Origin of the sequence: Pseudomonas panipatensis (genome assembly GCF_900099785.1) — a bacterium.
Classification (GTDB): domain Bacteria; phylum Pseudomonadota; class Gammaproteobacteria; order Pseudomonadales; family Pseudomonadaceae; genus Pseudomonas; species Pseudomonas panipatensis.
On record NZ_FNDS01000007.1, the window covers coordinates 11,986 to 25,333 of the forward strand.

The window sequence follows — 13,348 nt, forward strand, 5'->3', positions numbered from 1 at the left end:
GCGGGCAGCGCTCACTGCGGAGTGGGCTCAGAGCCCCTCGGCGGCCGCGGCGCGCTGCACCGCCGGCCGCGCGCGGTAGGCCTCGCGGAAGCGGGCGAGTTCGCGCAACTGGTCGAACTCTTCGCCGATGCGCCCGATCCAGCCGGCGAACACCCCGAGGTAGGCGTCGGCGATGGTGAAGCGCTCGCCGACCAGCCATTGGCGTCCGGTCAGGTGGCGGTCGATGTGCTCGACGGCCTTGAACAGTTGCACCCGGGCCTGGGCGCGGATGCCGGGGTGCGCAGCGCTGTCGGCGGAGTAGCGTTCCGGGCGGTTCAGCGGGCGCAGCGCGGCGGCGTGCACTTCGCTGGCCAGGTAGCCGATCCAGGACTGGATTTGCGCGCGCTCGACGCTGCCTTCGGGGGCGAACAGCGGCGTGCCCGGGCGCAGGTCGGCGAGGAACGGCAGGATGGCGACGTTCTCACTGAGCAGCGTGCCGTCGTCCAGTTGCAGCGCCGGCACGCGGCCCAGCGGGTTGATGCGCCAGATCGGCGAATCCGGGGTGCGCAGGGTGACGCGCTCGACCTGGATCGGCAGGTCCAGTTCGTGGACCAGCACATGGGCGGCGAACGAGCAGGCGCCGGGAGAAATGTACAGGGTGGTCATGCAAGGCTCCTGAAGCGAGGAATAAAAAAAGGCCGCTCTCCCCTGCCTGAATCTGGAAAAGCGGCCTTGAAACGTGAATCGGTTGTGGACCTGTGTTTTAGGCCGCGCATGTTGCAGGCGTTTGACAGCCTGGCTCAGCGCGCGGTGATCACGGCCAGCTTGGTGATCCCGGCCTTCTCGATGGACGCCATGGCCTTGGCGACCTGGCCGTAGTTCACACCGTCATCGGCCTGCAGCTGCACGCGGATTTCGCTGTCCTTGGCCTTGGCCGCGGCGAGGTTGCTTTCCAGCAGCTCCGGCTGGATCGGGTCCTTGTTGATGAACCACTTGCCGCTGCCGTCGATGCTCACCACCAGCGGGTCCTTCTTCTCCGGCGGGGCCACCGCCTCGGTCTTCGGCAGGTTGATCGGGATGGCGTTGGTCAGCAGCGGCGCGGTGACGATGAACACCACCAGCAGCACCAGCATGACGTCCACCAGCGGGGTGACGTTGATCTCCGAGAGAACCTCGTCGCTGTCCTGGGTCGAGAAGGCCATCTCAGCTCGCCTCCTTCACGCTCTGGCCGGCGGCGGTTTTCTTCGCCGCGGCGGGGTGGACGATCAGGCGGAACGCGCTCTTCTGCGCCAGGCTGTAGAAGTCATGGGCGAAGTCGTCGAGGTCGGCGGCGGTCAGCTTGAGGCGGCGCAGGAAGTAGTTGTAGACCAGCACCGCCGGCACGGCGACGGCGATACCGACCCCGGTGGCGACCAGCGCCGAGCCGATCGGGCCGGCCACGGTTTCCAGGCTCGCCGAACCGGCGGCGCTGATGCCCTTGAGCGCTTCCATGATGCCCCAGACGGTGCCGAACAGGCCGATGAAGGGCGAGGTCGAGCCGACCGAGGCGAGCACCGCCAGGCCGGACTCCAGGGAGCGCCGCTCACGCTGGATCTGTTGGCGCAGGGCACGCTCCAGGCGGTCCTGGTGGTTGATCGACTGGGCCAGGTCGTGCTGGCCGCCGTCCTGTACCTGAATGGCGGCGAAGCCGGCCTGGGCCACGCGGGCGCCGGCCCCGGGCTTGCCGGCGGCTTGCTCGCCGGCCGATTCGAGGCTGGTGGCGCTCCAGAACTGCTTCTGGAAGCGGCGGTCCTGGGCCTTCTGGCGGCTGAACTGGATGCCTTTGACCAGGGCCAGGGTCCAGGTCAGCACGGAGAAGCCAGCCAGCAGCCAGATGACGGCGCCTTCGACGGATTCAACGGGATTGAGGGGCAGACTCATGGGGTTCTCTCCTGCGCGAGGGTCTCGCGGATTCGGTTCAATTCAATTTGAAGTCGATGGGTACGCTGACCCAGCCGTCCTGGGCCACGTCGCCGCGCTTGGCGGGCACGAACTTCCAGCGCTGCACGGCTTTCACCGCCGCCTGGTCCAGGGCCTCGCGGCCACTCGAGGTTTGCACCTGGATGTCGCTCGGGCTGCCGCTGGCGAGGACGTGGACGCGCAGCATCACCGTGCCTTCCCAGCCGCGTCGCTGCGCCAGGGCCGGATACTCCGGCGCCGGGTTGTGCAGGTAGCCGGCGTGGGCCGACGGCGGCGTCACGGGCGCCGGCGCCGGGGGCGCGGGCGGTGCCGGCGGGGCGGCGGGTGCCTCGGCCTTCGGCGGGGCGGGTGGCTGTTCCACCGGCTTGGGCGTCGGCTTGGGCTTGGCCACGGGTTTCGGCTTGGGTTTGGGAATCGGTTTCGGCGGCGGCGGTTTCACCGCGTTTTCGTCGACCACTGGCGGCGGCGGTTCTTCCACCACCGGCTGCGGCACCGGCTCGGGGGGCGGTGGCTCGACCACGGGCGGCGTCGGCGCGCTGAACTCGATGGTCATCGGCGGCACCTGTGGCGGCACGTCCGGCAGCGCCGGGGTGGGCTTCTGGCTCAGCCAGTAGGCGGTCGCGCCATGCAGGGTCAGGACCAGCAGGCCGAGCAGCAGCGCTTCGCGACGACTGAGCACGCGCGCCGACGCCGGAACGTGGCGGATGGCGTGCAGGGCCTGGCGCAGTGGCCGGCCGAGATCGACCAGATCGCCGCCGGGCACATGGCGCAGGAGCGTGTCCGGCGCTGCGGCGTGCTGGGGATTGGCCATGGGCGAACTCCTTGCTTCATTACGATGAAGATCCGCGCAACAGAGCGAGTCGTGCGGGGAACGGAGTTGAATGATTGGCGGGCTTGCTTATCTCTTGAAGTAATTATTTTTATTATTGAAATAACTATAAGAGCTAAGTCGGTCAGGCGTTTCGCTGCAGGCCGCATGGGCCGCGGGTTTGCTGGATTGGCGCGGGAACCGATGCTTTCCGGGCATGGAAAATATGCGTGAAAGGCTGGTGTTTTTCTGCCCGGAACGGCGCTGGAACGCCCGTGGCAGAGCCATCCGGCGTGGCGCGCCAATGAAAAAGCCCGGTCATGGACCGGGCTTTTCAGGGAGGGGCAGGTCAGGCGGCGATCAGAACGCCGGCACCACCGCGCCCTTGTATTTCTCCAGGATGAACTGCTTCACCTCCGGGCTGTGCAGGGCGGCGGCCAGTTTCTGCATGGCGGCGCTGTCCTTGTTGTCCGGACGGGCGACCAGGATGTTCACGTAGGGCGAGTCGCTGCCTTCGATGGCCAGGGCGTCCTTGGTCGGGTTCAGCTTGGCTTCCAGGGCGTAGTTGGTGTTGATCAGGGCGAGGTCGACCTGGCCCAGCACGCGCGGCAGGGTGGCCGCTTCCAGCTCACGCACCTTGATGTTCTTCGGGTTGCCGACGATGTCTTTCGGCGTCGCGGTGATGCTCTTGTTGTCCTTCAGCTTGATCAGGCCGGCCTTGTCCAGCAGCAGCAGGGCGCGGCCGCCGTTGGTGGCGTCGTTGGGGATGGCCACGGTGGCGCCGGAGGGCAGCTCGTCGAGCTTCTTGTACTTGCTGGAGTAGGCGCCCAGCGGCTCGATGTGCACGCCGGTGACAGCGACCAGGTTGGTGCCCTTGCTCTTGTTGAACTCATCCAGGTACGGCTGGTGCTGGAAGAAGTTGGCGTCCAGGTGCTTCTCGGCGACCTGGGTGTTGGGCTGCACGTAGTCGGTGAACTCCTTGACCTTCAGCTCCACCCCTTCCTTGGCCAGGATGGGTTTGACGAAGTTGAGGATTTCCGCGTGCGGCACCGGCGTGGCGGCCACGCTCAGGGTCTCGGCGGCCTGGGTCAGGGGGGCGGAGAACGCCGCGGCGGCGGCGAAGGCGGCAAGCAGTTTTTTCATGGTCGGCTCCTTTTGGGCTTGTTCCGTTTTCTTCTTCGGGAACGCTCGGCCTGTGGATAACAGGCCGGGACGCTCATTTGCGGGAAAAGTGCACCACCAGCTTGTCGCCGACGGTCTGCAGGACCTGCACGAGCACCAGCAGCATGATCACGGTGACCACCATCACGTCGGTCTGGAAGCGCTGGTAGCCGAAGCGGATGGCCAGGTCGCCGAGGCCGCCGGCGCCGACCACGCCGGCCATCGCGGTGTAGGACACCAGGGTGATGGCAGTCACGGTGATGGCGGCGATGATGCCCGGGCGGGCTTCCGGCAGCAGGGCGTTGCAGATGATCTGGCGGGTGGTGGCGCCCATGGCCTGGGTCGCCTCGATGATGCCCTTGTCGACCTCGCGCAGCGCTGTCTCCACCAGCCGTGCGAAGAACGGCGTGGCGCCCACTACCAGCGGCGGGATAGCCCCGGCGACGCCCAGCGAAGTGCCGGTGATGAGCACCGTGAAGGGGATCATTACGATCAGCAGGATGATGAACGGCAGCGAGCGCAGCACGTTCACCACGAACGACAGCAGGGCGTAGATCGCGCGGTTCTCGAACAACTGCCGGGGGCCGCTGAGGAACAGCAGCACGCCCAGCGGCAGGCCGAGGAGGATGGTGAACAGCAGCGAGCCGCCGAGCATCCAGAAGGTATCCAGGCTGGCCTGGAGGATTTCCGACCAGTCGATGTTGGCAAAGAAGTCGCTCATCCGCGCAGAACCTCCACATGCACCTCGGCGGCATTCAATTGGGCGAGGGCGGCGTCCATGTCGCCGCCGACCAGGGCCAGGGTCAGTTGGCCGTAGGGCTGGTCTTTGATGCGGTCGATGCGCCCGGCGAGGATGCTGTAGTCGACGCCGGTCTGCCGCGCCACCGTGCCCAGCAGCGGGGCGTAGGTGGCTTCGCCGCGGAAGGTCAGGCGCAGGATGCGTCCGGGCACGTGGGCGAAGTCGTCGTGCTGCTCGTCCTCGTCGACCCGTTCGGCCTCGAAGACGAAGCGCCGCGTGGTTTCATGCTGCGGGTGTAGGAAGACGTCGGCGACAGCGCCCTGCTCGACGATGCGTCCGCCGTCCATCACCGCGACGCGGTCGCAGACCCGGCGGATCACGTCCATCTCGTGGGTGATCAGCACGATGGTCAGGTTCAGCTCGCGGTTGATCTCCGCCAGCAGTTGCAGGACCTGGCCGGTGGTCTGCGGGTCGAGGGCGCTGGTGGCCTCGTCGCAGAGCAGCAACTTGGGCCCGCAGGCCAGGGCGCGGGCGATGCCGACGCGCTGCTTCTGGCCGCCGGAGAGCTGCGCCGGATACTTGCGCGCATGGGCTTCGAGGCCCACGCGCTTGAGCAGTTCGTCGACCCGCGCGGTGATCTGGCTGGCGCTGAAGCTGCCGGCGAGCTTCATCGGCATGGCGATGTTCTCGGCGACGGTCTTCGAGGCCAGCAGGTTGAAGTGCTGGAAGATCATCCCGACGCGCTGGCGGAAGCGCCGCAGGCCTTCGGCGTCGAGGGCGGTAATGTCTTCGCCGTCGACGAGGATGCGCCCGCCGCTGGGCTCCTCGAGGCGGTTGATCAGGCGCAGCAGGGTGCTCTTGCCGGCGCCGGAATGGCCGATCAGGCCGAACACCTGGCCCGCCTCGATGTTCAGGCGGGTCGGCTGCAGGGCCGGAATGTCGCGGCCGGCGACGCGGTAGGTCTTGTGGACGTCGTGGAATTCGATCACGTGGCGAACCTTGTGGGTACGGCGATGTGGGGACGCAGCCGGTTGCCGAGGGTCTCAGGCAACGAGCGTAGGCGGTCAGCCAAAACCGTGCATTTTAACCTGCTTTCTTATGGCTGATTAATCTTCGTTCGGATAAGCGGCGGGCGGAAAGGAAATAAGGCGGGCCGCGCCCTCAGGGCGAGCGCGGCGAGAGCGGCTTCAGGGCGCGCACTTGAGTGTGTTGCCGTTGCTCGGATGGCCGATGCCTTGCACGTCGGCGGCCAGCGCCGGGGCGCGCGGCATCAGCGAGCGGGCGCGGGCCAGGGCGCTGCTGGCGCCGTTGACGTCGCCACGTTGCAGGGCCGTGCAGCCGCGCTTCAGGTAGGCGTCGGCGAGGCGCTGGCGGCGCTCGGCCAATTGCGCGGCGTTCTCGTGCTCCTGGCCCAGTCGCAGCTGCGCGGTTTCCAGTTGGCCGGCGGCCAGGGCAGCCTCGAAGGAGCCCGCGGCGGGTGCCTCGGGGGCGGTGGTCTGACAGGCGCCAAGGAACAGCGCGAGGCAGAGCAGGGATAACAGGCGGATGGCAACGGACTTCATGCCTAGGGCTCTCGATTGATCAAAAAATCGCCAAATTCTACACCGTCCGCCGCGGCAGGACAAAGCTCAGCAGGAACAGCGCGGCGGCGCTGACCACGATGGACGGGCCGGCGGGGGTGTCCTTGAACCAGGACAGGCTGAGCCCGGCGCAGACCGCTAGCAGCCCCACCAGGGTCGCGCCACCGGCCATCTGCTCCGGGCTGCGCGCATGGCGCTGGGCGGCGGCGGCGGGAATGATCAGCAGCGAGGTGATCAGCAGCACGCCGACGATCTTCATGGCCACGGCGATGACGATGGCGATGAGCAGCATCAGCGTCAGACGAATGGCCGTCACCGGCAGGCCTTCGACGCGCGCCAGTTCTTCATGCACGGTGATCGCCAGCAACGGTCGCCACAGCCAGCAGATCAGGCCCAGCACCAGGGCACTGCCGGCGACTATCCACAGCAGGTCGGTCTGGCTCACCGCCAGCAGGTCGCCGAACAGGTAGGCCATGAGGTCGACGCGCACCTCTTTCATGAAGCTCAGCACCACCAGGCCCAGCGACAGGGTGCTGTGCGCCAGGATGCCGAGCAGGGTGTCGGCGGCCAGCGGCTGGCGTTGCTGCAGCGTCACTAGCAGCACCGCGAGGAGGATGCAGCCGACGGTCACCGCCAGGGTCGGGCTGACGTCGAGCAGGAAGCCCAGGGCTACGCCGAGCAGCGCGGCATGGGACAGGGTGTCGCCGAAATAGGCCATGCGCCGCCACACGACGAAGGAACCGAGCGGGCCGGCGACCAGGGCCAGGGCCAGGCCGGCGAGCAGCGCGTAAAGAAGGAAATCAGGCATGGTTGCAGTCGGGGCCGTGCTTGTGGGTCGGATCCTGGAGCGGGCGCAGTTTGCCGTGGATGGCCAGGCCGGCGCCGCCCTGCGGCACCACCTCGCCATGCAGGTCGTGGGAATGGTCGTGGTGGTGGTGATAGACGGCCAGGCTGCGCGCATCCTGGCCGAACAGTTCGGTGAAGGCCGGGTCGCCGCTGACCTGCTCGGGGTGGCCGGAGCAGCAGACGTGGCGGTTCAGGCAGACCACCTGGTCGGTGGTGCTCATCACCAGGTGCAGGTCGTGGGAAACCATCAGCACGCCGCAGCCGAGGCGGTCGCGCAGTTGCGTGATCAGGCGGTACAGCTCGGCCTGGCCGGCGACATCGACCCCCTGCACGGGCTCATCGAGCACCAGCAACTGCGGCTTGCGCAGCAGGGCGCGGGCCAGCAGGACGCGCTGCAGCTCGCCGCCGGAGACGCTTTGCAGCGGGCTGTCGATCACCTGGGTGGCGCCGACTTCCTTGAGCGCGGCGAGCGCCTGCTCGCGGCCGACACCGGGCACCAGGCGCAGGAAGCGCAGCACCGAGAGGGGCAGCGTCGGGTCGACGTGGAGCTTCTGCGGCATGTAGCCGATGCTCAGCTTGGGCCGCCGCCAGACGCTGCCGCTGTCCGGCTTGAGCAGGCCGAGCACGCTGCGCACCAGGGTGGTCTTGCCGGCGCCGTTGGGGCCGATCAGGGTGACGATCTCGCCAGGGGCGATGCGCAAGCTGACGTCCTGCAGCACCGTCTGTCCGGCGTAGCGAACGCCGACCCCTTCGAGGCGGACCAGGGCGTCGCTCATCAGGCCTCCTGCTGCTTGGGCGCGCAGGCCGCGCAGAGTCCGACCACTTCGACCGTCTGGGTTTCCACCTGGAAGCCCACGCCCTGGGCGCCCGTGATGATCGCCTGGCTGATGGCCGGGTGTTCCAGTTCGATGGCGGTATGGCAGACACGGCAGATGAGGAACTGGCCTTCGTGGGCGTGCTCCGGGTTGTTGCAGCCGACGAAGGCGTTGAGCGATGCGATGCGGTGCACCAAACCGTTTTCCAGGAGGAAATCCAGCGCCCGGTAGACGGTCGGCGGCGCCGCGCGGCGGCCGTCTTCCTCGCTGAGCACGGCGAGGATGTCATAGGCGCCCAGCGGCTTGTGGCTCTGCCAGACCAGCTCCAGCACGCGCCGCCGCAGTTCGGTCAGGCGCACGCCCTGGCGCGCGCACAGCGCGTCGGCCTCGGCCAGGGCGCCGGCCACGCAATTGGCGTGGTCGTGCGGACGGCAGGCGAGGGGGGTATTGGGCATTATCTTGTACATGCGGCGACGACGCTCGGAGTCAGAGACGTTATTATATTACCCTTTACCACCTGCCTCGTGTGAGCCTCGCCGTGACCCTGCGTCCATCCGCCCTGCTGTTCGCCTGCTGTGCCCTGTTCCTCAGCCTCGGCGCGCGCGCCGAGGTCAGCGTGCTGACCAGCATCAAGCCGCTGCAACTGATCGCCGCCGCCGTCCAGGATGGCGCCGGCACCCCGGATGTGCTGCTGCCGCCCGGCGCCTCGCCGCACAGCTACGCGCTGCGCCCGTCCGACGTGCGGCGCCTGCGCGAGGCGCAATTGTTCTACTGGATCGGCCCGGACATGGAAGTGTTCCTCGACAAGCCGCTGCAGGCCCGCCAGGGGCCGAGCGTGGCGGTGCAGGAGCTGCCCGGCATGCACCTGCGCAAGTTCGTCAACTTTGAAACCATGAGCCGCGCCGACTACGAGGATCACGACCACGATCACCGTCCCGGCAGCGTCGATGCGCACCTCTGGCTGCTGCCGGCCAACGCCCAGGTGATCGCCGCGCGCATGGCCGACGACCTGGCCATCGCCGATCCGACCAACGCCAGCCGCTACCAGGCCAACCTCAAGGCCTTCGACGAGCGCATGGAGCAGCTCGACGCGCGCCTGAAGCAGCGCCTGGGGCCGCTGGCCGGCAAGCCGTATTTCGTCTTCCACGAGGCCTTCGACTATTTTGAGGAGGCCTATGGCATGCGCCACACCGGTGTGTTCGCGGTTTCCGCCGAGGTCCAGCCGGGGGCGCGACACGTTGCCGCGATGCGCGCGCAACTGCAGAAGGTCGGCGCCGCCTGCATCTTCAGCGAACCGCCGCTGCGCCCGCGCCTGGCCGATACTCTCAGCGAGGGCCTGCCGGTGCGTCTGGCCGAGCTGGACGACCTCGGCGTGGCGCTCAAGGTCGACGCCCGTGGCTATGAGAATCTGCTCGGCAACCTGGCCGGTGAGTTCGCCGGTTGTCTGGAAAGACTCTGATCGCCGAAGTGCATCGCGAACCAGGGGCTAAGGTGTCTAGTGGGGGACCGCTGGCACAAGATGTTGATATTGGTCAGTGGTTGATAACTACATGTTGAGTACGGTGCTGAGCCATTGCGCTTACCACCCAGTCGACAGGAGGTTACTCAGCGGATGGCCAAGACCGATGCGCGCCCGCGTGGCGCAGACCAGGGCAGCCTCGCCCTGCAACCGGCCTCCCAGGATATCTGGGACAGCAAGTACCGGCTCAAGCACAAGGACGGCACGCCCATCGACGGCAGTGTCGACGAGACCTGGCAACGGGTGGCGCTGGCGCTGGCCGAGGTCGAAGGCGACGAGGCTCGACGCGAGCACTGGTACGAACGCTTCCTCTGGGCCTTGCGCAACGGCGCCATTCCCGCCGGCCGGATCATTTCCAACGCCGGCGCCCAGGGCTACAAGCCGGCCACCTCGACCATCAACTGCACCGTCTCCGGGATCATCCACGACTCCATGGACGACATCCTGCAGAAGGTTCACGAGGCCGGCCTGACCCTCAAGGCCGGCTGCGGCATTGGCTACGAATTCAGCACGCTGCGCCCGCGCGGCGCCTACGTGTCCGGTGCCGGCGCCTACACCAGCGGGCCGCTGTCGTTCATGGATATCTACGACAAGATGTGCTTCACCGTCAGCTCCGCCGGGGGCCGCCGTGGGGCGCAGATGGGCACCTTCGACGTCGCCCACCCGGATGTGCGCGAGTTCATCCGCGCCAAGCGCGAAGACGGCCGCCTGCGCCAGTTCAACCTGAGCCTGCTGATCACTGACGATTTCATGCAGGCGGTGGAAACGGACGCCGACTGGCCGCTGGTGTTCCCGGTACACCAGAAGGAGCGCGACGAGGTCGATCTGAACGATCCGCAGCGGGTGCTCTGGCGCGACTGGCCGGTGCACGACGACTACCTGCTGGGCGCCGACGGCCGGGTCGCCTGCCGCATCTACGGACGGGTCAAGGCGCGGCATCTGTGGGACATGATCATGGTTTCCACCTATGACTACGCCGAGCCGGGTTTCATCCTCATCGACCGGGTCAACCAGATGAACAACAACTGGTGGTGCGAGGCGATCCGCGCCACCAACCCCTGTGGCGAGCAACCCTTGCCGCCTTACGGCTCCTGCCTGCTCGGTTCGGTGAACCTCACCGGCTTCGTCATCGAGCCGTTCAGCGAGCACGCGCGCTTCGACTGGGAGCGCTTCCGCGAAGTGGTGCGGGTGTTCACCCGCATGCTCGACAACGTGGTGGAGATCAACGGCCTGCCGCTGGCGCAGCAGCGCGCGGAAATCCTCGGCAAGCGCCGGCACGGCATGGGTTTCCTCGGCCTGGGCTCGGCACTGGCGCTGCTGCGCCTGCGTTACGGCAGCCCGGAGGCCTGCGTGTTCACCGAAGAGGTGGCGCGGGAAATGGCCCTGGTCGGCTGGGAGGTGGCCCTCGACCTGGCCCTGGAAAAAGGCCCGGCGCCTGCGCTGGTGCAAGACTACGTGGTCACCGCGGGCATGCTGCGGCAGCGTCCGGAGATGCTCAGCGACGGCTACAAGGTCGGTGACAAGGTGCCGGGGCGGATACTCCACGCGCGCTACTCGCGCTACATGCAGCGCATCGCCGAACATGCGCCGCAACTGGTCGAGGCGCTGGCCGAGCATGGCGCGCGTTTCACCCACCACAGCTCCATCGCCCCCACCGGCACCATCAGCCTGAGCCTGGCGAACAACGCCTCCAATGGCATCGAGCCGAGCTTCGCCCATCACTATTCGCGCAACCTGATCCGCGCCGGGCGCAAGACCAAGGAGAAAATCTCGGTCTACAGCTACGAGCTGCTGGCCTACCGCGCCCTGGTCGACGCCAAGGCCGTGCCGGATGCCGAGAGCGAACGCCACCGGCTGCCGGAATACTTCGTCACCGCCGACGACATCAGCCCGCAGGAGCATGTGGATATCCAGGCGGCGGCACAGAAGTGGGTCGATTCATCGATCTCCAAGACGGCCAATGTGCCCACCGACTACCCCTTCGAGCAGTTCAAGGACATCTACCTGTACGCCTGGCGCCAGGGCCTGAAGGGCTGCACCACCTTCCGCTTCAACCCGGCGGCGTTCCAGGGGGTGCTGGTCAAGGACGCCGACCTGGAGAAGACCCTCTATCGCTTCGAGCTGGAAGACGGCAGCACGGTGGAGCTCAAAGGGAACGAGGAAGTCGAGTACGACGGCGAAATCCACACCGCCGCCAACCTCTTCGACGCCTTGAAAGAAGGCTACTACGGCAAGTACTGACGCCCTGGAGAATGCAGATGGCAGTGAAGATCACCCAGAAGATCAAGGGATTCCAGGTCGTCGACGTGGCCGAGGAAAAAGCCCGCGCGGACGCGGCCGCGGCGGCCGCCGTGGTGAAGATGGACGAAACCCTGCAGCGCCCGGAAATGCTCGTGGGCGCCACCTACAAGGTCAAGTCGCCGCTGTTCGAGCACGCGCTCTACGTGACCATCAACGACGTGGTGCTCAACCCCGGCACTCCCTACGAGCAGCGCCGGCCTTTCGAGATCTTCATCAACTCGAAGAACATGGACCACTTCCAGTGGATAGTCGCGCTCACCCGCATCATGTCAGCGGTGTTCCGCAAGGGCGGCGACTGCACCTTCATGGTCGAGGAGATGAAGGCGGTATTCGACCCGCGGGGCGGCTACCTCAAGCGCGGCGGCGTCTACATGCCGTCGATCGTCGCCGAGATTGGCGCGGTGGTGGAGCGCCACCTGATCGCCATCGGCCTGATGCAGGGACCGGAGGTCAACGAAGAGCAGCGCCTTTACCTGGCGGAAAAGCGCGCCGCCTACGAAGCCGCCCAGGGCACCAACAAGGCCGAGCCCGGAGAAGGCTTCCCTGCCGGCGCCCAGCTCTGCGGCAAGTGCAACACCATGGCCGTGGTGCAGATGGACGGCTGCGCCACCTGCCTCAACTGCGGCTACTCCAAGTGTGGGTGAGCCGGCCAGGGATGGGCGGGTGGCTCGGCTACAGGGCGAACGGCAGATGAATCTCCACCGTCTGCCGATGCGCCAGGCGCCGCTCGAACTCGCTCGGGTCGTGAATCAGCACATCCTGTCCGGCGAAGGCCTCGGCGGCGATCAGGCGCGACAGCCAGAAACGCACGCAAGCCACGCGCAGCATTTCCGGCCACAGCTCGGCTTCCAGTGCGGTGAACGGGCGCTTGCTGGCGTAGGCGGCGAGCAGCGCCTGGGTGCGGTGCGGGTCGAGTTCGCCGGAGTCCTGCGAGCACCAATCGTTCACGGTGATCGCCAGGTCATAGAGCATCCAGCCTGAGCAGGCATTGTAGAAATCGATCACCCCGGCCAGGTGCGGGCCGTCGAACAGCACGTTGTCGCGGAACAGGTCGGCGTGCAGGTTGGCGCGCGGCAGCGCCGGTTGTTCGGCCAGCAGGCGGGCGATTTCTTCCAGCGCGTCTTCCAGCAATTGCCGTGGCGCCGCTGCCAGGTGCGTGGACAGGGCCTCGCCCTGGTGCAGCATCCAGCTCAGGCCGCGATCGCTGGGGCGCTCGATGATGCGCTCGCGGCTCGCCAGGTGCAGGCGCGCCAGCAGGTCGCCGACTTCGCTGCAGTGGTGGGCGTTGGGCTGGCGCTCGTGGCGACCGGGCAGGCGTGGCTGCAGCAGCGCCGGCTTGCCTTCCAGCTGGCGCAGGGCTTCGCCGTCGCGGCTGCGCAGCGCATAGGGCACCGGCAGATCGGCTTCGTGCAGCAGGTCGAGCAGCTCGATGAAGAACGGCAGGTCCTGCACCGGACCCCGCTCCACCAGGGTCAGGACGTACTCGCCCTGCTCCAGGCTGACGAAGAAGTTGCTGTTCTCGGAGCCTTCGCTGATGCCGCGGAAATCGTGCAGGCGGCCGAGCCCGTAGGGCTCCAGGAAGGCTTCCAGGGTAGGGCGCTCAAGAGGGGTGAATACTGACATGCTCAGTCCTCGTGAGCG

15 protein-coding genes are annotated in these 13,348 nt (G+C 67.2%); 3 read left to right on the plus strand and 12 right to left on the minus strand.

All coding sequences use genetic code 11. The annotated features are described in order from the left end of the window. Nucleotides 1-27 precede the first annotated feature (27 nt). The 11 genes from BLQ74_RS16545 to zur form a co-directional block, all read right to left on the minus strand. A complete protein-coding gene (locus BLQ74_RS16545; RefSeq protein WP_090264092.1) occupies nt 28-645 on the minus strand; it encodes a glutathione S-transferase C-terminal domain-containing protein in 618 nt (205 codons plus the stop codon). Between the two features lie 134 nt (nt 646-779). Beyond that, entirely contained in the window at nt 780-1,181 is a 402-nt protein-coding gene (locus tag BLQ74_RS16550) for an ExbD/TolR family protein (protein WP_090264094.1), read from the minus strand. Nucleotide 1,182: 1 nt separating this feature from the next. After that, on the minus strand, nt 1,183-1,899 hold the full coding sequence (locus tag BLQ74_RS16555) for a MotA/TolQ/ExbB proton channel family protein (RefSeq protein ID WP_090264096.1): 717 nt from the start codon (nt 1,897-1,899) through the stop codon (nt 1,183-1,185). A 37-nt stretch (nt 1,900-1,936) separates the two neighbouring features. Continuing rightward, nucleotides 1,937-2,749, minus strand: coding sequence for an energy transducer TonB (locus tag BLQ74_RS16560; protein ID WP_090264098.1), 813 nt, complete (start codon nt 2,747-2,749; stop codon nt 1,937-1,939). 357 nt (nt 2,750-3,106) lie between these two features. Next, nucleotides 3,107-3,889 carry a MetQ/NlpA family ABC transporter substrate-binding protein gene (locus BLQ74_RS16565; RefSeq protein WP_090264100.1) on the minus strand — a complete coding sequence of 261 codons (783 nt, stop codon included), beginning with the start codon at nt 3,887-3,889 and terminating at the stop codon, nt 3,107-3,109. Nucleotides 3,890-3,962: 73 nt separating this feature from the next. Further along, nucleotides 3,963-4,628 (minus strand): methionine ABC transporter permease, encoded by a 666-nt coding sequence (locus BLQ74_RS16570; RefSeq protein ID WP_090264102.1) that lies wholly within the window; start codon nt 4,626-4,628, stop codon nt 3,963-3,965. Then, complete coding sequence (locus tag BLQ74_RS16575; RefSeq protein ID WP_090264104.1) at nt 4,625-5,635, minus strand: methionine ABC transporter ATP-binding protein; 1,011 nt, start codon at nt 5,633-5,635, stop codon at nt 4,625-4,627. The genes BLQ74_RS16570 and BLQ74_RS16575 overlap by 4 nt, the downstream gene beginning before the upstream one ends. Nucleotides 5,636-5,833: 198 nt before the next feature. Beyond that, entirely contained in the window at nt 5,834-6,208 is a 375-nt protein-coding gene (locus BLQ74_RS16580) for a hypothetical protein (protein WP_090264106.1), read from the minus strand. 37 nt (nt 6,209-6,245) lie between these two features. Then, entirely contained in the window at nt 6,246-7,034 is a 789-nt protein-coding gene (gene znuB, locus BLQ74_RS16585) for a zinc ABC transporter permease subunit ZnuB (RefSeq protein ID WP_090264108.1), read from the minus strand. Beyond that, nucleotides 7,027-7,848 carry a zinc ABC transporter ATP-binding protein ZnuC gene (gene znuC, locus BLQ74_RS16590; protein WP_090264110.1) on the minus strand — a complete coding sequence of 274 codons (822 nt, stop codon included), beginning with the start codon at nt 7,846-7,848 and terminating at the stop codon, nt 7,027-7,029. The genes znuB and znuC overlap by 8 nt, the downstream gene beginning before the upstream one ends. Further along, the gene (gene zur / locus BLQ74_RS16595; protein WP_170842818.1) at nt 7,848-8,354 is read right to left on the minus strand and encodes a zinc uptake transcriptional repressor Zur; all 507 of its coding nucleotides are present in this window, start codon (nt 8,352-8,354) and stop codon (nt 7,848-7,850) included. Before zur ends, znuC begins: the two co-directional genes overlap by 1 nt. 71 nt (nt 8,355-8,425) lie before the next feature. On the opposite strand from zur, the gene BLQ74_RS16600 reads away from it, so the two are divergent. From BLQ74_RS16600 to BLQ74_RS16610, 3 genes are all read left to right on the plus strand, one after another. Next, complete coding sequence (locus tag BLQ74_RS16600) at nt 8,426-9,346, plus strand: zinc ABC transporter substrate-binding protein ZnuA (RefSeq protein WP_090264801.1); 921 nt, start codon at nt 8,426-8,428, stop codon at nt 9,344-9,346. A gap of 153 nt (nt 9,347-9,499) precedes the next feature. Next, nucleotides 9,500-11,647 carry an adenosylcobalamin-dependent ribonucleoside-diphosphate reductase gene (locus tag BLQ74_RS16605; RefSeq protein WP_090264115.1) on the plus strand — a complete coding sequence of 716 codons (2,148 nt, stop codon included), beginning with the start codon at nt 9,500-9,502 and terminating at the stop codon, nt 11,645-11,647. 17 nt (nt 11,648-11,664) lie between these two features. Then, nucleotides 11,665-12,351, plus strand: a complete 687-nt coding sequence (locus BLQ74_RS16610) for a TSCPD domain-containing protein (protein ID WP_090264118.1) — start codon at nt 11,665-11,667, stop codon at nt 12,349-12,351. Nucleotides 12,352-12,379: 28 nt separating this feature from the next. Here the strand turns inward: BLQ74_RS16610 and BLQ74_RS16615 are convergent, their stop codons facing one another. Continuing rightward, nucleotides 12,380-13,330, minus strand: a complete 951-nt coding sequence (locus BLQ74_RS16615) for a homoserine kinase (RefSeq protein ID WP_090264120.1) — start codon at nt 13,328-13,330, stop codon at nt 12,380-12,382. Nucleotides 13,331-13,348 lie beyond the last annotated feature (18 nt).